The sequence below is a fragment of the Gracilibacillus sp. HCP3S3_G5_2 genome (assembly GCF_052063305.1).
Taxonomy (GTDB): domain Bacteria; phylum Bacillota; class Bacilli; order Bacillales; family Amphibacillaceae; genus Gracilibacillus.
Genome location: NZ_JBQHXU010000002.1, coordinates 305,832 through 327,128, shown reverse-complemented (window position 1 = coordinate 327,128; position 21,297 = coordinate 305,832). Strand labels below are relative to the sequence as shown.

The 21,297-nt window shown below is 38.0% G+C and carries 20 protein-coding genes; 13 read left to right on the top strand and 7 right to left on the bottom strand.

All coding sequences use genetic code 11. The annotated features are described in order from the left end of the window. The first annotated feature begins 45 nt into the window (after window positions 1-45). A complete protein-coding gene (locus tag ACTNEP_RS04045) occupies window positions 46-621 on the top strand; it encodes an ECF transporter S component (protein WP_441160391.1) in 576 nt (191 codons plus the stop codon). A gap of 29 nt (window positions 622-650) precedes the next feature. Here ACTNEP_RS04045 and ACTNEP_RS04040 read toward each other — a convergent pair whose 3' ends face one another. Both ACTNEP_RS04040 and ACTNEP_RS04035 read right to left on the bottom strand, forming a co-directional pair. Then, window positions 651-1,025 (bottom strand): PaaI family thioesterase, encoded by a 375-nt coding sequence (locus tag ACTNEP_RS04040; RefSeq protein ID WP_441160390.1) that lies wholly within the window; start codon window positions 1,023-1,025, stop codon window positions 651-653. Window positions 1,026-1,039: 14 nt separating this feature from the next. Continuing rightward, a complete protein-coding gene (locus tag ACTNEP_RS04035; RefSeq protein WP_441160389.1) occupies window positions 1,040-1,972 on the bottom strand; it encodes a 1,4-dihydroxy-2-naphthoate polyprenyltransferase in 933 nt (310 codons plus the stop codon). A gap of 498 nt (window positions 1,973-2,470) precedes the next feature. Between ACTNEP_RS04035 and ACTNEP_RS04030 the strand changes: the two genes are divergently transcribed. The 5 genes from ACTNEP_RS04030 (at window position 2,471) to ACTNEP_RS04010 (ending at window position 8,781) form a co-directional block, all read left to right on the top strand. Then, the gene (locus tag ACTNEP_RS04030; protein WP_441160388.1) at window positions 2,471-3,859 is read left to right on the top strand and encodes an isochorismate synthase; all 1,389 of its coding nucleotides are present in this window, start codon (window positions 2,471-2,473) and stop codon (window positions 3,857-3,859) included. Next, a complete protein-coding gene (menD, locus tag ACTNEP_RS04025) occupies window positions 3,859-5,604 on the top strand; it encodes a 2-succinyl-5-enolpyruvyl-6-hydroxy-3-cyclohexene-1-carboxylic-acid synthase (protein WP_441160387.1) in 1,746 nt (581 codons plus the stop codon). The genes ACTNEP_RS04030 and menD overlap by 1 nt, the downstream gene beginning before the upstream one ends. Then, on the top strand, window positions 5,591-6,367 hold the full coding sequence (gene menH, locus ACTNEP_RS04020) for a 2-succinyl-6-hydroxy-2,4-cyclohexadiene-1-carboxylate synthase (RefSeq protein WP_441160386.1): 777 nt from the start codon (window positions 5,591-5,593) through the stop codon (window positions 6,365-6,367). Before menD ends, menH begins: the two co-directional genes overlap by 14 nt. Before the next feature lie 13 nt (window positions 6,368-6,380). Next, window positions 6,381-7,199 (top strand): 1,4-dihydroxy-2-naphthoyl-CoA synthase, encoded by an 819-nt coding sequence (menB, locus tag ACTNEP_RS04015; RefSeq protein WP_441160385.1) that lies wholly within the window; start codon window positions 6,381-6,383, stop codon window positions 7,197-7,199. Between the two features lie 136 nt (window positions 7,200-7,335). Further along, a complete protein-coding gene (locus ACTNEP_RS04010; RefSeq protein WP_441160384.1) occupies window positions 7,336-8,781 on the top strand; it encodes an o-succinylbenzoate--CoA ligase in 1,446 nt (481 codons plus the stop codon). 80 nt (window positions 8,782-8,861) lie between these two features. Here ACTNEP_RS04010 and ACTNEP_RS04005 read toward each other — a convergent pair whose 3' ends face one another. Further along, window positions 8,862-10,112, bottom strand: a complete 1,251-nt coding sequence (locus ACTNEP_RS04005) for a DNA polymerase IV (RefSeq protein WP_441160383.1) — start codon at window positions 10,110-10,112, stop codon at window positions 8,862-8,864. 367 nt (window positions 10,113-10,479) lie between these two features. Here ACTNEP_RS04005 and ACTNEP_RS04000 point away from each other — a divergent pair, with 367 nt between their 5' ends. From ACTNEP_RS04000 to asnB, 6 genes are all read left to right on the top strand, one after another. Continuing rightward, window positions 10,480-11,322, top strand: a complete 843-nt coding sequence (locus tag ACTNEP_RS04000; RefSeq protein ID WP_441160382.1) for an ABC transporter ATP-binding protein — start codon at window positions 10,480-10,482, stop codon at window positions 11,320-11,322. Window positions 11,323-11,476: 154 nt separating this feature from the next. Continuing rightward, on the top strand, window positions 11,477-11,797 hold the full coding sequence (locus ACTNEP_RS03995; protein ID WP_441160381.1) for a hydrolase: 321 nt from the start codon (window positions 11,477-11,479) through the stop codon (window positions 11,795-11,797). 102 nt (window positions 11,798-11,899) lie between these two features. Next, a complete protein-coding gene (locus ACTNEP_RS03990) occupies window positions 11,900-12,457 on the top strand; it encodes a hypothetical protein (protein WP_441160379.1) in 558 nt (185 codons plus the stop codon). A gap of 22 nt (window positions 12,458-12,479) precedes the next feature. Next, window positions 12,480-12,962 (top strand): RNA deprotection pyrophosphohydrolase, encoded by a 483-nt coding sequence (ytkD, locus tag ACTNEP_RS03985; RefSeq protein ID WP_441160378.1) that lies wholly within the window; start codon window positions 12,480-12,482, stop codon window positions 12,960-12,962. Between the two features lie 333 nt (window positions 12,963-13,295). Next, complete coding sequence (gene metK / locus ACTNEP_RS03980) at window positions 13,296-14,498, top strand: methionine adenosyltransferase (protein WP_441160377.1); 1,203 nt, start codon at window positions 13,296-13,298, stop codon at window positions 14,496-14,498. Between the two features lie 280 nt (window positions 14,499-14,778). Further along, window positions 14,779-16,683, top strand: coding sequence for an asparagine synthase (glutamine-hydrolyzing) (asnB, locus tag ACTNEP_RS03975; protein ID WP_441160375.1), 1,905 nt, complete (start codon window positions 14,779-14,781; stop codon window positions 16,681-16,683). Window positions 16,684-16,760: 77 nt separating this feature from the next. Here asnB and ACTNEP_RS03970 read toward each other — a convergent pair whose 3' ends face one another. After that, window positions 16,761-17,288: a gamma carbonic anhydrase gene (locus tag ACTNEP_RS03970; protein WP_441160374.1), complete on the bottom strand. Its 528-nt coding sequence runs from the start codon at window positions 17,286-17,288 to the stop codon at window positions 16,761-16,763. Between the two features lie 82 nt (window positions 17,289-17,370). Here ACTNEP_RS03970 and ACTNEP_RS03965 point away from each other — a divergent pair, with 82 nt between their 5' ends. Beyond that, a complete protein-coding gene (locus ACTNEP_RS03965) occupies window positions 17,371-18,441 on the top strand; it encodes a tetraprenyl-beta-curcumene synthase family protein (RefSeq protein ID WP_441160373.1) in 1,071 nt (356 codons plus the stop codon). 70 nt (window positions 18,442-18,511) lie between these two features. On the opposite strand, the gene ACTNEP_RS03960 is transcribed toward ACTNEP_RS03965, so the two are convergent. The 3 genes from ACTNEP_RS03960 to ACTNEP_RS03950 form a co-directional block, all read right to left on the bottom strand. Further along, the gene (locus tag ACTNEP_RS03960) at window positions 18,512-19,882 is read right to left on the bottom strand and encodes an aldehyde dehydrogenase (RefSeq protein ID WP_441160372.1); all 1,371 of its coding nucleotides are present in this window, start codon (window positions 19,880-19,882) and stop codon (window positions 18,512-18,514) included. 67 nt (window positions 19,883-19,949) lie between these two features. Next, window positions 19,950-20,675 (bottom strand): class I SAM-dependent methyltransferase, encoded by a 726-nt coding sequence (locus ACTNEP_RS03955; RefSeq protein WP_441160371.1) that lies wholly within the window; start codon window positions 20,673-20,675, stop codon window positions 19,950-19,952. Between the two features lie 13 nt (window positions 20,676-20,688). Then, the gene (locus ACTNEP_RS03950; protein WP_441160369.1) at window positions 20,689-21,246 is read right to left on the bottom strand and encodes a class I SAM-dependent methyltransferase; all 558 of its coding nucleotides are present in this window, start codon (window positions 21,244-21,246) and stop codon (window positions 20,689-20,691) included. Between the last annotated feature and the right edge of the window lie 51 nt (window positions 21,247-21,297).

The window sequence follows — 21,297 nt, the reverse complement described above, 5'->3', positions numbered from 1 at the left end:
AAACCCATAGGATTATATTATTAATCTGATGGGGAGGCAAACATTGTGAAGTCATCTGCCCAAACTGGTAATCTCTATCGTTTAATTGTCATTTCGATTATGGGAACGATATCGGTTTTATTAATATTTTTAAATTTTCCTTTACCATTTCCTTTTATTCCAGCGTATTTAAGAATAGATATAAGTGATATTCCAGCGTTAATTGCTGGTATTATTTTCTCGCCTATCGCAGGAGTGGCAGTCGTAGCAATAAAAAATGTGTTATATGTGCTTGTAACAGCTATTTCTGATCCGATTGGTGCAGTAGCCAATTTCTTTGCCGGAATGTTTTATGTTCTCCCAGTGAGCTTCATGTACATGAAATACCGTACGATGAAAAGTGTGTTAATTGGTTTAGGTTTCGGCACATTACTTATGACGGTTGGCTTATCTGTCTTAAACTATTTCTTGTTTATCCCGGCGTATAGCTGGTTTATGGGCTGGGAAGAAATGTCCGAAAGTGTAAAGAGAACCACCGTATTGCTTGGTATCCTTCCATTTAATTTGATTAAAGGGATTATCGTAGGTATTGTATTTGCACTAATCTTTAGTAAACTGAAAAACTGGATACAAAAAAAATAAAAAATCGAGCTGCTTGTGCTCGATTTTTCTTATGGGTTGATAACACCAAGTGTACAACGAGAAATAGCGATTAAATCCCCATCTTGATCCTCTACATGGATATTCCATACCATTGTTCTTTTTCCGATATGAACTGGAGTTGCTTTTGCTGTTATGCTACCGTCTTTTCTTGATTTTAGATGATTACAATTAATCTCGATACCAACAATTGTCTGCAAGTTAGGATCAATATGCTCCATTCCACCAATACTTGCTGCCGTTTCTGCAAGAGCTACAGTTGCACCTCCATGTAGAAACCCCATTGGTTGTTTTACATTTCCGGTAATTGGCATTTCAATTGCAACAAGATACTTGGATTTTTCCTTGACTTTCATTTGTAGTGCTTCCATTAAGGTTTTATGCATACATATACCTCCCTTTACAATGGTAGCGGGATAATTATTTGTAATAATAAGGATAATCCGATTAGTGCACCATAGATGGTGTTAGTTTGAGCTGTATTAACCATGGCAGGAATCATTCCAACATTTGTTGTATTCGCTTGGAATATACGAACTGCTTTTCGTGCTTTCGCTATGCTTAATAAACTTATGATACTATAAATTGGTAGTAGTCCAGCGATAATAAAAGCAGTGGTTAATGCATAACTAAGCAACATCAAGCTGGATAAAAGAAAGATAGCTTTATCTCTGCCGATTAAAATAGCGATTGTTTTTCTACCGTTTTCCTTGTCCCCATCTAAGTCGCGAATATTGTTAGCTAACAGGATGCAACCAATAAAAATAGCGATTGGAATAGAAATGACGATTACCTGCCAAGTGATTGTTAGTGTCTGAATATAATAGCTAATACTAATAATGACAGTTCCCATTAACACCCCCGAAAAAACCTCTCCGAAAGGTGTATAAGCAATCGGAATTGGCCCGCCGGTATATAAATAGCCTACTAACATGCATATGCTTCCTATTAAAGCAATCCACCAGCTAGAAGCCATACAAATATATACACCTAGCAAGATAGCCACTCCGAAAAATATAAATGCTAACCTTTTTACAACAATGGGTTTTACACCATCTCTGACAATGGTTCCACCGATGCCGACAGAGCTTTCGTTGTCCAGTCCCCGTACATAATCATAATACTCGTTGAACATATTGGTTGCTGCCTGGATCAGTATCGCGGCAATTAACATAGCAATAAATAATAATGGATGGAAATTGTTATCCAAAATCGCTAACATTGTCCCGACAAAAACGGGAATAAAGGACGCGGTTAATGTATGTGGCCTCAATAATCTCCACCATATATGGAACCCAGGCTTCTCATTTAAATGGTTTGCTTTTGTTTCCATTGTAAGAAATCTCCTTGATAAAAATTAAGTAACATTATAAGTTTAGTGAATACTTAAATATGTGTCAAACTATTGTTATAAAGTGAGACTATGATAGTGAGGGTTTTGTCCGCGTGATCATTAGCGAAACTATCAGTGGGTAGCGGCGGCTATTCCTAAAGTTATCTTTGCGTTAATGCTTGAAGTGGTGATCTTACTGATCGTTAAACAATATTCATCCCCAAAGACAAGTTTTTTGTTATACTATTAAAGGGTATATATCTAAGGAATATATTAATGCCTTTAAAAATTATGCAAATTATACTATAATGAATAGCGTTTATCACGGTGCTAAGTCTATAAATCCTGATTTAAAGGTTCTAATAAAGCATGCTAACTAATTAGAATAACGGACGTTAACACCTTGACAAGTTTCATTAACCCTCAGTAAGGGGTAAAACCCGCCGAGGTAAATCACACTATATAAAAATATGCCCTAATATATTGGAGGGTTTATCAATGATTGAAACAAAGGAAATAAAGATAGATGGTGTTTTACAAGTAGCCCAAAAACAATCTATAGATAAATCGACACCAACCTTTGTTAGTATTACCGAACAAATAGAGTGGATCGATCCCATCGATTTCTTTCAGAATGGAAAAGCGATTGGTGGAAATAGGGTCTTTTGGTCTAGCGCAGATAACAAAACACAATTTGTCGGCATTGGTGAAGCGTTACTTTTTCATGATAAAGATGCTTCCTATAAAAACTTAAAGGATAAATGGAATCAAACGATGGATAATAGTTGGATTGTCAATCCATTTGATCAATATAAGACAGGACCGATTGCTTTTGGCGGATTTCCCTTTGATGCAAAAGAGAAGGCAGAGGAATTATGGGCAAGCTATAATGGTAGTCAATTTCGGGTTCCGACTTATTTGTTAACGATAGATAACAATAAAGCTTTCTTAACTACAACCGTTTACGTGGAGCAAGGAAGTAATATCGATCAATTGGCGTCAGAGCTGGTAACTGGTAAGAACCAGCTATTACATGCACCAGATCCGGTCTATCGGGAAAACCATGTCGTGTTAAAGCACGAAGTAGATCCAGTTCAGTGGAAAAAACTCGTAAAGAAGGCAACCACTGCTATTGATGAAGAGCAGGTTGATAAAATTGTCTTGGCACGGGAATTGCAGCTCGAATTTGAGGAGGATTGTGATTTAGGTGAGGTTCTCGATCGCTTAGAGAAAACACAGGAAAACAGCTTTGTTTTTGCATGGGAGAAGGATCATACTTGTTTTATTGGTGCCACACCTGAACGCTTAGTAAAAGTAGATAACAGGCAGTTATTATCTGCATGTATTGCTGGAACAGCACCAAGAGGTAAGACGAAAGAGGAAGATAACGATATCGGTCAACAATTATTAAATGACCAGAAAAACCGTAATGAGCACCAATTTGTCGTTAATATGATCAAAAATGCGGTTAGTTCATTTGCTAAATTTGTTGAAATACCTGATCAGCCAATTTTGTATCCATTAAAAAATCTTCAGCATTTATATACTCCTGTAAATGCAGAATTGGATCAAGGCTATACATTACTAGATGTTGTCGAAAAACTTCATCCTACACCTGCTTTATGCGGCTTTCCAAGAGAAAGCTCATTGGCTTTCATCCGTCAATTTGAACAGTTGGAGCGTGGCTGGTACGGTGCCCCAATCGGTTGGTTTGATCAGACCTTTGATGGTGAATTTGCCGTAGCGATTCGATCCGCACTTGTTTCTGAAAATAAAGGTTCGTTATTTGCTGGATGTGGAGTTGTACAGGATTCAGATCCAGAAATAGAGTATCAGGAAACAACGATTAAATTTACTCCGATGTTGCACGCGTTGGGAGGAGAATGATGAGTCATATTGAGTCTTTAACCAAATATATTGGCCATTTTGTTGACCAACTATATAAGAGTGGTGTGCGTGATATAGTCATTTCTCCAGGGTCACGCTCCACACCTTTATCTCTCGCCTTTGCGGAGTACAACCAGTTTAATATTTGGGTCGATATCGATGAACGTTCGGCTGGCTATTTTGCAACTGGTATTGCAAAGCAAACAAAAAAAGCAGTCGTACTGGTTTGTTCTTCTGGCACCGCTGCTGCTAACTACTATCCGGCAGTTATTGAAGCCTCTCATGGCCGGATTCCGTTACTGGTTTTGACAGCGGATCGTCCCCATGAGCTACGTGATGTAGGGGCACCACAAGCCATTGATCAATTGAAGATCTATGGTAACTATGTGAAGTGGTTTCACGAAATGGCTTTGCCTGAAGCAACGCCGAATATGTTACAGTATGCACGTAACCATGCAGACCGAGCAGTACATACTTCTCTCTTTCAGGTGAAAGGGCCTGTTCATTTGAATTTCCCTTTTCGTGAACCACTTATTCCTGACTTTCGTATAAAGGGAGCATGGGGAGAAGATGTGGTTATTACGCATCATTTTCCATTTGAAGAGACGCGGATTTCTGAAGAAGCATTGGCAGCTATTGAGCGGCAATTATATGGCAAAAAACGGGGGATCATTGTTTGTGGACCACATGATTATTCTGACCTAGCAAATGCTGTTTTGTATTTAGCGAAAAAATGGCAACTGCCTGTATTTGCTGACCCGCTTTCTTCTTTAAGGCTTTTAACGGGAGAAAATGTGATTGTAGAAAGCTATGACAGTATTTTGAAATCAAAAAAAGTAAGAGAACAAATCAATATTGATTTTATCATCCGTTTTGGGGCAATGCCTGTATCGAAGCCTGTTTTGCAACTTTTGCAGGAAAATGACATCGAGCAATTTATTATTGATGAAGATGTTACATTCCGGAATCCTTCGATAAAGAGCGCGCATTATTTATATGGAAAACCTGCTAATATTGCGATTCAATTAGCGAGTCTTTCCCTTTCATTTGATAAAGCCTGGTTATCGATCTGGCAGGAGCTGAATGCTGTAGCAAAAAAAATATTGAGTAAAGAGCAGCAAGCTTTAACAGAAGGATTAGCGGTTCGCGGTATCCAAACAGTTATTCCTGATGAAAGTATTTTATTTGTCGGAAATAGCATGCCAATTCGAGATGTTGATACATTTTGGGTGGCGACAGAGAAAAAGATCCGGGTACACGCCAATCGTGGTGCCAATGGGATAGATGGTATTATCTCAACTGCCCTTGGCATGGCAAGCACTGGAAAGCGTGTGACGTTATTGATCGGCGATATTTCGTTCTTACATAGTATGAATGGCTTATTATTAACGAGCAATTATCCGCTCAATCTGACCGTTGTATTAATCAATAATCAAGGTGGAGGAATCTTTTCCTTTTTACCACAAGCCAAAGCAGGAAATCCACACTATGAAATGTTGTTTGGGACACCACAGTCAATTGCATTTGACAAGGTAGCAGCGCTGTATAACGTTGCATTCACTAGAGTGGAAGAGTGGTCGGCCTATTTGCGTGCACTGGAATCTAGCTATAAACAGAAAGGTGTTTCGTTAATCGAAGTAAAAACCGACCGCGATCAAAATGTAACGTGGCACCAAATGAAATGGCAGGAGATTGAAAGGTATACATTGCCTATTTTAGAGGAGTATAGTGATGTATTTAGGTAATTATTGGGTAGAGGTCTATGGTAATGGTGATCCTGTTGTATTATTGCACGGTTTTACTGGTTCAAGTCAAACATGGTATCCACTTCTTCCTTTTTTCCCTAACAATCAATTAGTTGTGGTGGATTTACCGGGCCATGGTCATACTAGGGCTGAAGTGAAGTCAATGGATGACTGCTGTAATGACCTTCATCGTGTTTTTAATGAAATGGGGCTAGAGTTGTTCGATCTTGTCGGTTATTCGATGGGAGGTAGGACAGCTTTATCCTTTACCTGCCATTATCCTGAAATGGTGAGATCTCTGACGTTAGAAAGTGCATCACCTGGATTAGCAACGGAAAAGGAGCGAAAGGCAAGACAGCAAAAAGATCAGGAACTTGTTGCTTTTATTTGCAGTAATCCGCTTGCATCGTTTGTTGATAAATGGGAGAATATACCATTATTTACTTCACAAAAACAATTACCTTTGAGCATCCGTGAAAAAATTCGTAAAGAACGATTATCACATTCAAAAGAAGGATTAGCTCATTCGTTAATAACAATGGGTACTGGTGTGATGCCATCATGCTGGAACCAGCTTCATCAGCTAAGACTACCTGTTTTATTAGTTGTAGGCGAATCGGATCACAAGTTTGTCGAGATCAATAAAAAGATGGACAAAATGATTCCAAACAGTCGACTAGAAATAATCGAACATGCTGGACATGCAATTCATGTGGAACAAACAAAAAATTTTGGTACAATAGTAGAGGAATTTATTTCTTAGAGGAGGTCATCAAATGACAGTAGAATGGATAAGTGAACGCACTTATGAAGATATTTTATATGAAACTTACAATGGAATTGCTAAAATAACCATTAACCGACCGGAGGTACGTAACGCATTCCGACCACAAACAGTGAATGAATTGATTGATGCCTTTACATATGCGCGTGATGATTCAAATATAGGTGTAATTGTACTAGCAGGAGCAGGAGACAAAGCATTCTGTTCCGGGGGAGACCAAAAAGTTCGTGGTCATGGCGGTTACGTAGGTGAAGATGAGATTCCACGGCTTAATGTTTTGGACTTGCAGCGTTTAATCCGTGTAATTCCAAAACCGGTTGTCGCAATGGTTTCTGGATATGCAATTGGTGGCGGTCATGTATTACATGTTGTCTGTGACTTAACAATAGCTGCAGATAATGCTATCTTTGGACAAACAGGACCAAAAGTAGGAAGCTTTGATGCTGGTTATGGTGCAGGTTTATTGGCACGTATTGTTGGTCATAAGAAAGCTCGCGAAATCTGGTACTTATGCCGCCAATATAATGCACAAGAAGCATTGGATATGGGCTTAGTGAATACGGTAGTACCACTTGAAAAATTAGAAGAAGAAACGATTCAATGGTGTGAAGAAATGCTCGAGAAGTCACCAACTGCCCTTCGTTTCTTGAAAGCATCGTTCAACGCAGATACAGATGGACTAGCTGGTCTACAACAAATGGGCGGAGATGCAACATTGCTTTATTACACAACAGATGAAGCAAAAGAAGGCCGTGATGCATTTAAAGAAAAACGTAAGCCAGACTTCAAACAATTCCCACGCTTCCCATGATGAAATAGAGGCTGGGACAAAACGAAATATGAAGAAGGAGGATCCGAACAATCTGAGTACAGATATTATTGTTCGGATCTCCCCTTTTTCCTAACTTTTTTGTCCCCACCCTTGTTTAAAAAAGAGAGAAGGAGGTGTGACGCGGATGGAGCATTGGTTGACAAAACGGGCATATTTGACCCCGGATAACATTGCTATTGAGTTAAGTAATGGGGAGACGGTGACGTTTGCCCAGCTATTTAAGAAAGCACATGATTTTGCTTACAGATTATATACCGTTCATCCAAACGGCCATATTGCCATGCTATCGGACAATTCTATTGATATGGTGGTTGCTTTTTGGGCATGCACGTATTTGAATGTTCCAGTGGTTTTTCTCAACACGCGTTTAACAACTAGAGAATGGCAGATACAATGTGAAGATGCAGACGTTCAGACTATTATTTACGCTGATCAGTACCGCAAGAGCATTCAGTCGTTGACTGTGCCAGCTTATTCTTTTGCTGACATTCATTGTGCTCCAAAAGCAGACTGCACACTGTCGAGCGATATCGATCATGATCTCGTTTGCTCGATGATGTTTACCTCCGGAACAACAGGTAGGGCAAAACCAGTGATCCATACCTATCATAACCATTGGGCCAGCGCAGTAGCCTCTGCTTTAAATTTAGGCTTACTGCCAAATGATAAATGGCTTGCCTGTCTTCCGCTATTCCATATTGGCGGTCTATCGATATTATTCAAAAGTGTCATATATGGTATGCCGGTTTATTTACTAGAACGATTTGATGAGGACAAAGTACACAGTGCAATAATGAAACGGAATGTTACCCTTGTCTCTGTCGTAGCGGTGACTTGTTCTAGGTTGTTAGAGCAGTTAGCGGATGATCATTATCCAAGCTCGTTTCGTTGTATGCTATTAGGTGGTGGACCGGCACCAAAGCCGTTATTAGAGAAGGCAAAAGAAAAACATGTACCGATTGTGCAAACGTATGGCATGACCGAGACAAGTTCGCAAATTGCGACGCTTAATGAAGCAGACGCTTTACGTAAATTAGGTTCTGCCGGAAAACCGCTTTTCTCGGCATCCTTACAAATTTATACCGGTAAAACAGTAGCGAAGCCTAATCAGATTGGTGAAATTGTTGTACAGGGACCAATGGTAACAAGAGGCTATTATCACCGGGAGCAAGCTAATAAAGAAGCTTTTCAAAATGGATGGTTTCACACTGGTGACCTAGGTTACCTAGATGATGAAGGTTTCTTGTTTGTAGTCGATCGGCGGAGTGATTTAATCATCTCTGGCGGGGAAAATATTTATCCAGCTGAAGTAGAAGAAGTATTGCTTTCATGTGAAGGGGTGAAAGAAGCAGGAGTAACAGCAATGGAAGATAGTAGATGGGGACAAGTCCCTGTTGCATACGTAGTGAAAGCAGACGGGAAGATAACTGCTGAACAACTATTGGCACATTGTCGTCAAAGACTAGCTTCATTTAAAGTGCCAAAGCAAATCTATTTCTGCGAACAACTGCCACGTAACGCTACAAATAAATTGCAACGGCATTTATTAAAAAGCTGTTAAATGTGCCCAAAGTTGGCTAAATAAATACCGAAGGTTGATAGTAAAAAGGACAGTATTACGCCAAATTGCTGTCCTTCTTCTTATGCATAATGCCCACCAATTTTCTTACTGCGTTCTCTTGTGATACCAGCTTCGGTGTAGCTTGACGCCCGTAAAATAGCAGTCGATCCATATTTAGCACGAATGGCATCCATCACATAGCCGATATCTTTCTTTTTCGGTTGATCTTCAAATAAATTCAGCTGTGTTTCGATATCATCATATAAGTTATTCAATGAAACATTGACACGACGAATTTTGCTATGTTGATTATAAAATTCGTGAAATAATTGCAAGCATACCTGATAAATATCCATCGTGATATTAGTAGGCAAGTGAAGAGATCGTGAACGATGAAAACCACCACCGTTATCAGCATAGCCAATGCCTAGGTGAATCGTTCTTCCCGCTCTTTTGTGTGTACGGGCACGTCTACATACTTCCTCACATAAGTCGAGAATACATGTTAATGTCTCTGCAGCGGAATAATCACGTAATAAGGTGATGCCATGTCCGAAGCCTTTTTGTTCTTCTTTTCTTCCGAATGAATCATAGACTGGGCTTAAGTCAACTCCCCAGGCATGCCAGTACAATTGCTCCCCGATTACTCCAAACCGTTTTTGTAGCCTATCTAATCGATAATTAGCTAATTGGCCCAAATAGACAATCCCCATCCGGTTAAGATGCGCTGTCAGTTGTCTGCCGATCCCCCATATTTTTTCAATCGGCACTGGCCATAATAAATGTTCGACATCTTGATAACGACATGTAGCAATACCTGTTTTTTTCGCATAGAGATCCATCACTACTTTCGCTAAAAATTTATTGTCACCAATCCCAATTGCACAGGTCAATCCCATCGTGTCATATATTTCGTCCTTGATCATTTGAGCAACATGGTGCGCATCCCCGTATAAATCTTCTAATCCATCAACGGTAATCCACATTTCATCAACGGAATAGGGATGGATCGCTTCTTTCGGAACATACTGGTGTAACAACTTGGTGATTCCCATTGACACCTTCACGTAATCCCCCATTTTTGCCTCGACTACTTGAATAGCCGGATCATTAGGCAGCTCGAAGTATCGACTCACATTTTTGACTCCGTGCCGTTGTTTTAAGGCGGGGGAAGCAGCAAGAATAATACTGCCAGATCGACTTTTATCCCCAACAACCGCAAGCATAGTTGTCATCGGATCTAGGCCACGTTTGACACACTCAATACTTGCATAAAAGGATCGCATATCAATACAAAGCACGTTATGTTTAGGAAAAGAGCTATAATCCATCATTCAACACCTCTAACGAACGTTTGTTCTTGTGATTAGTATAGCCTATGCGAAATAAAAATAATAGTGTTAAAATATAGCAATAAATGAAAAAAAGCACATTCAGATCAAGAATAGACATGCAAAAGAAAAGGGTCACTTTTTACAGTGGTCCATATTTTATGGAACTTATACATGAGATGCTTAACATGATGAATTTAGGTATCTTTATTTAAAAAAAGTAGGTAATGATGAGAGAAATAGTGAAAACGATTCTCAAACTCATTGACTTCCTTATCAAAAGCTAATAAACTAGATACAGAAGAAAAGTTTGAATCGAAGATATTAAAAGATGGCCCGAACAGTGTGAATAAGGGAGAGATTCAGCATGGAAACACTGGTAACAAAAGATTTGACGCTTGGATATGGCGATGAAATTATAATAGATGAATTGGATATTTCGATTCCTAAAGGTGAAATAACAGTCTTAATTGGTGGAAACGGTTGTGGCAAATCAACATTATTACGTTCATTAGCCCGACTGTTAAAGCCTAAACAAGGGAATGTTATTTTAAACGGGGAAGACATTGCAAGAACACCAACAAAAGAAGTGGCGAAACAATTGGCGATTTTACCACAAAGTCCTATTAGCCCAGAAGGCTTAACTGTTGAAGACCTCGTTAAACAAGGAAGACATCCGTATAAAACAGTGTTTAAGCGTTGGTCTGAAGAAGACGAAAAAGCTGTTACAGAAGCATTAAATGCTACCAATATGACAGACTTGAAGAACCGTGCTGTTGATTCCTTATCAGGTGGTCAGCGTCAGCGTGCTTGGATTGCGATGACACTAGCACAAGAGACCGATACTATTTTATTGGATGAGCCTACTACTTATTTAGATATGACCCATCAAATTGAAATACTCGATTTGCTTTTTGAATTAAATGAGCGGCGAAAGAGCACGATTGTTATGGTGTTACATGATTTAAATTTAGCTTGTCGTTATGCACATCATATTGTAGCGATTAAAGATAAGCAGATATATGCGCAAGGAAAACCAGAAGAAATTGTTAACTGCAGTTTAGTTCATGATGTATTTCAAATGAAAGCTGACGTAATGTATGATCCGATGTTCGGTACACCAATGTGTATTCCGCACGGTCGTGGACGTTGTCTTATTAAAGAAGTTGTCGAAGAATCGAAACAACAAATTCAATCAGTCGGTAATTAAAAAGTCCTGTGTTCTTAAGAACACAGGACTTTTTTGTGTCCGGAAAATGTTGTGCTATGCTAGTTGGCTAAAATAAACATCTCCTTAAACGCTTCTAAATATCTGCATGTTTCCCGTTTATTTACATACAATATCACTGAAGAGGTGAACAAATATGGAAAAGAAAACATACTACGTTAATATTGCTTCGCAGGAAATTTCCCAAATACCATACGGTAACAATGCAGAATATACGATTCAAGCAACAGACGAAGAAGTATTTTTGTTAAGAGAAAAATTTAACGAATTACATGAAGATGATATCGGTACTTTTGTTCGTGCCCATATTCCTTATGTCCAGTACCATCAAGACCCTCAAAATGATGAATATGATACAGATTTACAGGATGTTATACAAATGCTTTATCGATTAGCAACGCCTGAAACAAGACAAGCCATGGATGAATCAAACATCATTCCAAAGAATGAAAAATAAATGAAACAAACAGGTGGCTTTATTCGTCTAATAGTATAACGGAATGTTTACAATAACGATAAAGAGGAATAGATAAATAGAAGGCATTAGGAGGGAGAAACCATGAACAAAATCATCACACGCACAACTGTTTTAGTCCTTTTCGTATTTGCCATTGCCGTAATGAACTATTTGGACTCTGAGCATATTTATGCTAATTCAAATCATATACATGTACAAAAAAATGCTGCACTCAAACAAGTACCTAGTAAAAGTATCGAGCAAAAAACAGACTCAAATGAAATAACACACGCTGAAATAGTAAAATTGACTGACACTTTTATGGACCTCTTAGTTCAGGAAGTGGATGATCATTACAAAGTTGTACGATTTAATACAAAAGAAGAGCTAATAAATGCTTTTGAACCTTATATTGTGAGAGAAGCTGTACAACCTTATATTGATTTTTATTTTAAAGAAAAAGAAGACGGATTATACATTCTACCGACAGAAACACCGCCATGGTTTGACAAGGATGAAGACTATAATAAAAAAATAGAAGATAATAAAGTAACCATTACTCAAGCGAATGAAAATGCATTATATGGTAAATATACGATTGAAATGGGATTTGAAAAGATGGATGGTACATGGAAAATAGTAAACATTAGCCATAAGTAAAAATAAAGGGTAGTATAGAATTATGAAAACTTTTTATGATTACTATAATAACAAAGTACAATTATCGTTTGAAGATCATCCGTTTGATTCAGACCCTAAGCATGTCTGGGTGATTTGCCGCTTCCAAAAGAAGTGGTTACTAACAAAACATAAAAACCGAGGAATTGAATTTCCAGGTGGCAAAGTAGAAGGAAACGAGACCCCACAACAAGCAGCAATAAGAGAAGTACTAGAGGAGACAGGAGGCGAAGTAGAGAAAATTGAATACATTGGACAGTATTTCGTAACAGGCAAAAGGGAAAAAATCGCTAAGAATATCTACTTTGCAATAGTCAAGAATTTAAAAGAACAAGATTCTTACTTTGAAACAGAAGGGCCTGTTTTATTAGAGAAGCTTCCTGCCAATATTAAATCCAATGAAACATATAGTTTTATCATGAAAGATGATGTATTATCACATAGTCTAGATTATATCGAAAAGATAATTGAACCAATGTATAGCTAGCTCTAACTATTGTTAGCTATACATTTTTTTGATGTATTGGGTAGTTGTGATCGGTTGACTTTATTACCAGAATCAGATACGATATACCGTATAATTAGTAAGGGAAGATAACTCTAGACTTACACAAACCACTGTCTAGAGTCATATATTGCTCTTATAACCAAGTATTTTTATCGGTTTAATGAGTTAATTTGCCCCGTGCATTTTTTTAGGAAAAGTTGTATAGTTGAATAGGTAGATTTTTTCATAAACATAAAATCTTTAATTAGACTTTTATATAAAAGTGAATGATGAAAGTCTTGGTGTAAAACTAAGAGGGAGGAAACAGGAAACATGGCGAAGAATAGACGTTTATTTACATCAGAATCAGTTACAGAAGGTCACCCGGATAAAATTTGTGATCAGATTTCTGATGCAATATTAGATGAAATTTTATCAAAGGACCCAAATGCAAGGGTAGCTTGTGAAACAAGTGTAACAACTGGATTAGTATTAGTCTCTGGTGAGATAACTACATCCACTTATGTAGATATCCCGAAAATTGTACGTAATACAATTAAAGAAATTGGTTATACAAGAGCGAAATATGGCTTTGATGCAGAAACCTGTGGGGTATTGACTGCTATTGACGAGCAATCGGCTGATATTGCAGGTGGTGTTGACAGAGCACTTGAAGCACGAGAAGGACAAATGACAGAAGATGAAATTGAAGCAATTGGTGCTGGCGATCAAGGCCTTATGTTTGGCTACGCAAACAATGAGACACCGGAATTAATGCCACTGCCAATCAGTTTAGCACATCGTTTGGCGAAGCAGTTGTCAGATGTTCGAAAAAATAACACCTTAGATTATCTTCGTCCTGACGGAAAAACACAAGTAACAGTGGAATATGATGAAAATGATAAGCCACAACGTATTGATACGATCGTTATCTCTACGCAACATCATCAAGATATAACGTTAGAACAAATTCAAAAAGATGTAAAAGAACATGTGATTCAACCGGTCGTACCAGCTGAATTATTAGACGAGGAAACGAAATACTTTATCAACCCAACTGGACGTTTTGTGATTGGAGGTCCTCAAGGTGATGCTGGTTTAACTGGACGTAAGATTATTGTTGATACCTATGGTGGATATGCTCGCCATGGTGGCGGTGCCTTCAGTGGTAAAGATGCAACAAAAGTAGACCGTTCTGCTGCATATGCAGCTCGTTATGTAGCGAAAAACATTGTAGCTGCAGGCTTAGCAGAATCTTGCGAAGTACAATTAGCATATGCAATCGGTGTAGCACAGCCTGTATCGATTTCGATCAATACATTTGGGACTGGAAAACACACAGAAGAAGAATTGGTTGTAGCAGTACGTGAAAACTTTGATTTACGACCAGCCGGAATAATCAAAATGCTAGATTTAAGACGACCAATTTTCCGTAATACAGCTGCTTACGGTCACTTTGGCCGTACTGATGGTGATTTTCCTTGGGAGAACACCGATAAAGTGGACGTATTAAAATCATCTCTGTCAAAAGCCTAAGAAAAGCCAATGTTGGATCAGCAACGGACCAACGACGCCGCACAACATGGATGCTACTTTCACCCAGGCCATGTCAAAATAGGATGTGAGTGGGACCGAAGTTAGTTGGTGAAAGAGTGTAAGGCTTAAGTTTTATATTTTCCTATAAAAAACGATAATGAGGCTAAGTACATGCATTGTACTTAGCTTTTTTGATTGGAAATAAAAATAAGTGTAATACTAAGAAATAATTATCGTCTAATAGGTGAAGGAAAATATTCTCAAGAAAGAAGGAATCAGGATGTGCGGTTTTATTGGGCTATTAAAAGCAGAAACAAAATGGCTAGATGCTTGCGAACGAAAAGAATTTGAGAACCGTAATAATCTTATGCGTCATCGAGGTCCTGATGATGATGGCTATTATGAAGATGAACAAATTGTATTTGGTTTTAGAAGGCTAAGTATTATCGATGTTGAATATGGTCATCAACCAATTACTTATCATGATGATCGGTATTGTATGGTATTCAATGGTGAAGTATATAATTACCTAGAATTGAAAGCATCACTAGAGAAACAAGGAATGACTTTTTCGACAGAGTCTGATACAGAAGTAATTATTGCCATGTTCACTAAAAAAGGGGTTGATATGTTCCGTGAACTTCGAGGCATGTTTGCGCTATTAATTTGGGATAAAGAAGAGCAGTGTTTATATGGTGCACGAGATATATTCGGGATCAAACCATTTTACTATAAAGAATCGGAAGAGGGGATCTATTTTGCATCCGAGAAGAAAAGTTTACTTGCAGAATCAGAGCAAATAGATCAAGAAGCGTTACAACATTATTTTACCTATCAATATGTACCTGAGCCGATGTCTATGAAAGAAACGATTAGAAAGATAGAACCTGGGAGTTATTTTATAAAAGAAAAAGATAGGCGATTAGTAAGCTATCGTTATTTTCAACCAGGTTTTAAATTGAAACATTATGAAAATAAGGATTGGATAGAACGGATCCAATCTGTTTTAGATCAATCTGTCGCACTGCATATGCGTAGTGATGTTCCGGTAGGTTCTTTTTTGTCTGGTGGTATCGATTCTTCATTTATCGTTGCCTTAGCAAAAAGATACCATCCGAATATAAAAACCTTTTCGGTTGGATTTGAACAAAATGGTTATTCTGAAATCGATGTTGCACAAGAGACAGCGGACCGATTAGGAATAGAAAACTATTCTTACACTATTTCACCAGAGGAATATGTAGCAAAATTACCAAAGATTATATGGCATTTGGATGATCCGTTGGCAGATCCAGCTTGTGTCCCTTTATATTTTGTTGCTAGAGAAGCAAAGAAACATGTAACAGTAGTGTTATCGGGTGAAGGAGCGGATGAATTATTTGGTGGTTATAACATATATCGAGAACCTGAATCACTACGAGTCTTTGAATCCATTCCAATACGAGCGAAAGGTTTATTAGCGCGTGTTGCTGATGTTCTACCAGAGGGTGTTAGAGGGAAAAGCTTTTTAGCGCGAGGTACAACTCCATTAAGGCATCGGTATATTGGAAATGCAAAAATGTTTGAAGAGGAAGAGAAGCAGAGATTATTAAGGAATTACCAGAAAGAATACTATTATCAAAAGATTACCGCTCCACTTTATGATCAAATCGAACAAGACCATCCTGTACATCAAATGCAATATATTGATATACAAACATGGTTACGAGGCGACATTTTACTTAAAGCAGATAAAATGACAATGGCCCATGGATTGGAGTTGCGTGTTCCATTCTTAGATAAAGAAGTATTTAACGTAGCGAGAGAAATACCAGTATCCAAGAAAATAACAAATCGTACCACTAAACAGATTTTACGTGAAGCTGCTAATGGAATCGTACCTGATCATGTATTGAATCGCCAGAAGCTAGGATTTCCTGTCCCAATTCGTCACTGGCTAAAGCATGAGTTATATGCATGGGCGAAAAAGCTTATTATGGAGAGTGAAACGGATCATTTACTAGAGAAAGGTATCATTTATAGCTTGCTTGAGGAACATAGGAATGATAAAAAGGATAATAGCAGAAAACTTTGGACAGTATTAATGTTTATGTTATGGCACCAGATTTATATCGAGAAAAAATTTGATGTTGGTGATTTACAGGAAGAAGATAAAACAGAAAGCAAGCTTGTTCCTATTTCATGACCAAGCTTGCTTTTTATTTCTCGCAGGGGAGCTAACCTATATCAGTGGCAACGGACAATCGTTTAGCTAAGTGTGGATTAATCTTCCGTCACTAATGGCATTTTTACTTTATATACCTGTCCTTTTTCCACATACTCTTGCCGAATTCGTTTCATTTCTTCTTGGTCCTTTTCCGTTAGCTCACGGACTACTTTAGCTGGTCTGCCAAAAGCAAGGGTGTTAGGAGGGATTTTTTTGCCAGGAGGTACTAAGCTGCCTGCACCAACAAATGCTCCTTCGCCAACTTCTGCTCCATCTAAAATAATCGATCCCATGCCGACTAGCGCGTTTTTTCGGATGACAGCAGAATGTAATGTAACTTGATGTCCAACTGTAACATGATCCTCAACGATCAATGGGAAGTCAGGACTTTGATGGAGCAATGATAAATCTTGGATGTTCGAATAAGCTCCAATTTTAACTGGTGCTACATCACCACGAATTACTGTTTTAAACCAAATGCTCGCGAATGCTCCAATTTCTACATCTCCAATGATAACACAATCGGGTGCGATAAATGCTGTTTGATCAATGGAGGGAGTTTTTCCTTTATAATCATCTATCATCTATGTTAACCTCCTATTATCTAGTTAATTATATGATATCATATTAGTATAGAGGCAATAATAGTAAAGTGAGGGAGAAAAGTTGTCAACAAATGTCCCAACAAATGCACCGATCATGATGAAAAATGTTTATCAAAAAATATTTCCACGAGTAAATAGTGAATTAAATTATTGGAAAAAACGTGCAAATGAAATACCAGATCAAGAACTTAAGACACAGGCATTAGCCAGTATCAGAGATAAAAAGTTTCACTGTCAGGGTGGAAGTGTCTATAGTTTATTAGCTGGAGATAAGTGGCAGGATGCCATTCGGTTTATCGTTGCCTATCAAACAATTAGCGATTATTTAGATAATTTGTGTGATCGGAGCACATCACTTGATCCGACTGATTTTCGTATGCTTCACCAATCAATGGAGGATGCATTATCTCCAGAAAACGAAGTGAAGAATTATTATCAATATCGACTAGAACAAGCTGATGGCGATTATTTAACAGAATTAGTAAGGACCTGTCAACAAGTACTGCTTAAAATTGACAATTATTCGCTTTTTCAACCACATATGATTCAATTAGAATCGTTATACAGTGACCTACAAGTACATAAACATGTCGACCATGATCAGCGAATTCCGAGATTGGAAAAGTGGTTCCAGCAGCATCAGGAGAGATGGCCGATGTTAAGCTGGTACGAATTTTCTGCTTGTACGGGTTCTACACTGGGGATTTTTTGTATGGTATCCTATGGACTCAATAATCAGATGACAGAAGAATTAGCGGAAAAGATATTTGACAGCTATTTTCCTTTTTTGCAAGGCTTACATATTATGCTTGATTATTTTATTGATCAAGAGGAAGATAAGGAAGAAGGTGACTTAAACTTCTGCAATTACTATCAAAATCAACAGGAGTTGGAACAGCGCCTTGTCTATTTTGTGAAACAGACCAATCAGCATATTCAAGTATTACCAGACCGTTCTTTCCATGAAATGGTTCAGCATGGTTTGGTTGGCCTTTACCTAGCTGATCCAAAAGTGAAAAAAATGAAGAAGTTTGAAGCAATTGTGAAACGCTTGATACGGGTAAGTGGGCGAAAGTCTCAATTTTTCCATTGGAATATTAAAGTGTACAATAGGCTTGCGGGCAGATATTAATGAATAAAAGTGCAAGTGTTTATAAATATCCAAACCACAAACCGGGCAGCTCAGTAGCTTGCACGGTCTTCTATTTCATCAAACGTTTCAATAATTTCAGCCCGTTTTTCATATTAGGATAGCGGAACGGAAGATCAAACGCTGTTGTTTGTTTTAACACACTTTTTTGGTGGGAAAAAGTCAGAAAACTATCTTTGCCGTGATAAGCACCAATGCCGCTATTACCAATACCGCCAAACGGTAGATAAGGACTTGCTAAGTGATACATGGTGTCATTAATACAGCCACCACCAAAGGATACTTTCTCCATGATTTCTTCAGCTAAAGATTGATTTTCAGAGAAAAAGTAAAATGCGAGCGGGTTTGGATAACGCTCGATACCGGTTAATACATCAGTTAAGTCTTGATAATTTATGATTGGTAATAGCGGACCAAAGATTTCTTCCTGCATTACTTCATCTTCCCACGTAATATCGGCAAGCAATGTCGGTTCTATTTTTAATCGTTTACGATCACTCTTACCACCAAGAATAATCGTTCCATTTGTTAAAAAGTTCTGTAGACGATCAAAATGTTTTTCATGGACAATCCGACCAAAATTTTGATTTTCTAGAGGGTGTTCGCCATATAATGTTCGAATCGCTTGCTTGAGTTCGGATATAAAGGAGTGTCTAATATCTTCGTGTACGTACAGATAATCGGGAGCAACACATGTTTGCCCAGCATTGGTGAACTTCCCCCATGCAACACGTTTAGCTGTCACTTCAAGATTGGCATCCTTATCAATAATGGCCGGGCTTTTACCACCTAATTCTAATGTTACAGGTGTTAAATTTTTGGAAGCAGCTGCCATCACTGCACGACCTACCGAAACACTGCCGGTAAAAAAGATATAATCGAAATTTTCTTGCAGTAAAGCTTTACTTGTTTCGGCAGCTCCTTCTACAACGGTAATATAATTATCAGAAAAGCTATCTGCAATTAACTCATTAAGCAATGCAGAGGTTTCTGGTGTGTATTCAGATGGTTTAATTACAGCGCAATTACCTGCAGCGATGGCACCGATTAATGGAGCAAGTGCTAGCTGAAAAGGGTAATTCCATGGGGCAATTATTAAAACAACACCGTATGGCTGCTGATAAATATAGCTTTTTGATCCCTTGTGGGTAATAGGTGATTTGACTCTTTTTCGCTTTGCCCAATTTGGCAGTTCTTTGATGAAATGATCGATTTCGCTATAAAGAAACCCAATTTCCGTCATAAATGCTTCCGCTTCAGATTTATTAAGGTCTTTCTTGAGAGCGACTATGATTTTATCTTCATATGCTTTTATACTCGCCTTTAATGATTGTAGTGCTTGGATTCGAAATTGCACGTCTCTTGTTTTATTATGGGCAAAAAACTGTTTTTGTTTAGTCAGAATTGAGTGTAAGTGACTCATCTTATCATTCCTATCTAAGCTTTTCTTCAGTATATCATCAGTCTTTATCGAATAAGAAGAATAAGTATTAAATTTTTTCAGCTGATAATAGTAGAAACATTGGGCGGCGCAGTTCGTCTTTCATATCAGGTAACATATCTTCGGAAGGAATGGACTCTTTGACTGTTTTTATAACAAATCCAGTTGAAATCAACCCGTTGATATAGCTTGATATGGTTCGATGATATTTTATAACGTTTTCGGTAAGAAATGAGGTTTGACGTATCCCCTCTGTTTGATAATGATCAACAGGCCAATGTAATCGGTTGCCATTGTTATCATAACACCAGTCTTGTTCTGCTCTTGAAGTAAAGATTGGGTGTTCAACAGAGAAAATGAAGGCTCCACCAGGTTGGAGATAATCATATGCTTTGCGGCAAATTGCTTGATAATCCTTCACATAATGAAGCGTTAATGAGCTCCAAATTACATCAAATGTAGCTTGCCGAAACTCGATGTCTTCTATTGGTTTATTGATATAAGAGATAGAAGAATCGTTCGTCATCGCACGAGCTTTTTGCAGCATTTTTTCCGAAATATCTACACCAACAACAGAATTTGCTTGTTGTTCACGAGCATATCGGCAATGCCATCCAAAACCACATCCTAAATCAAGAACTTTTTTATCTTGTAATTTAGGAAGCAATGTTTGAAAGATATACCATTCTCCAGCTGCTTTTAAACCTTTAGTAGATCTTGGCATATTTTTATAGGCAGAAAAGAACAGTTCGTCATCATATTTATTTTGCTTCATCATTTTCTCACTCCTAAATTAATTTTTCGATCGCAATCACAAAAGGCGGATTATTTATCTGATTAATAAATTGATATTGTAATACTTGATATTCTTTTTGATCTAGCCCTTTGCAAAAGGACAATACATGATTTTTCTCCGTTGTACCACCTTTATGACCATGATAAATAACAACAACGATACGACCATGCTTTTTTAGTAATGGTAGTATGGAGCGGATAGCTTGGATTGTTGTAGCTGGTGTAGTAATAATCGAATGGTCTCCTTTAGGCAAATAGCCTAAATTAAAAATTGCACCAGAAATTGTCTGCTCTTTCACATAGGTTGATACCTGCTCGTGACCGGCATGAATAAGTTCGACATTTTCAATTCGTTGTTCTGTTATTCGCTTTTTTGTTTGTTCAATTGCCTGTTCTTGAACATCAAAGGCATACACTTTTCCAGTATTACCTACCAGCTTACTTAGCACTAAAGTGTCATTGCCGTTACCACAAGTTGCATCGATTACACGATCACCTAAATGGACAACTTCTTCTAATAATTGGTGGGAAAAAGGGATGATTGCTTTCATCTTCGTTACTCCTTTTAAGCTTGGTTCTTACAACACGATATAATTCTTTAT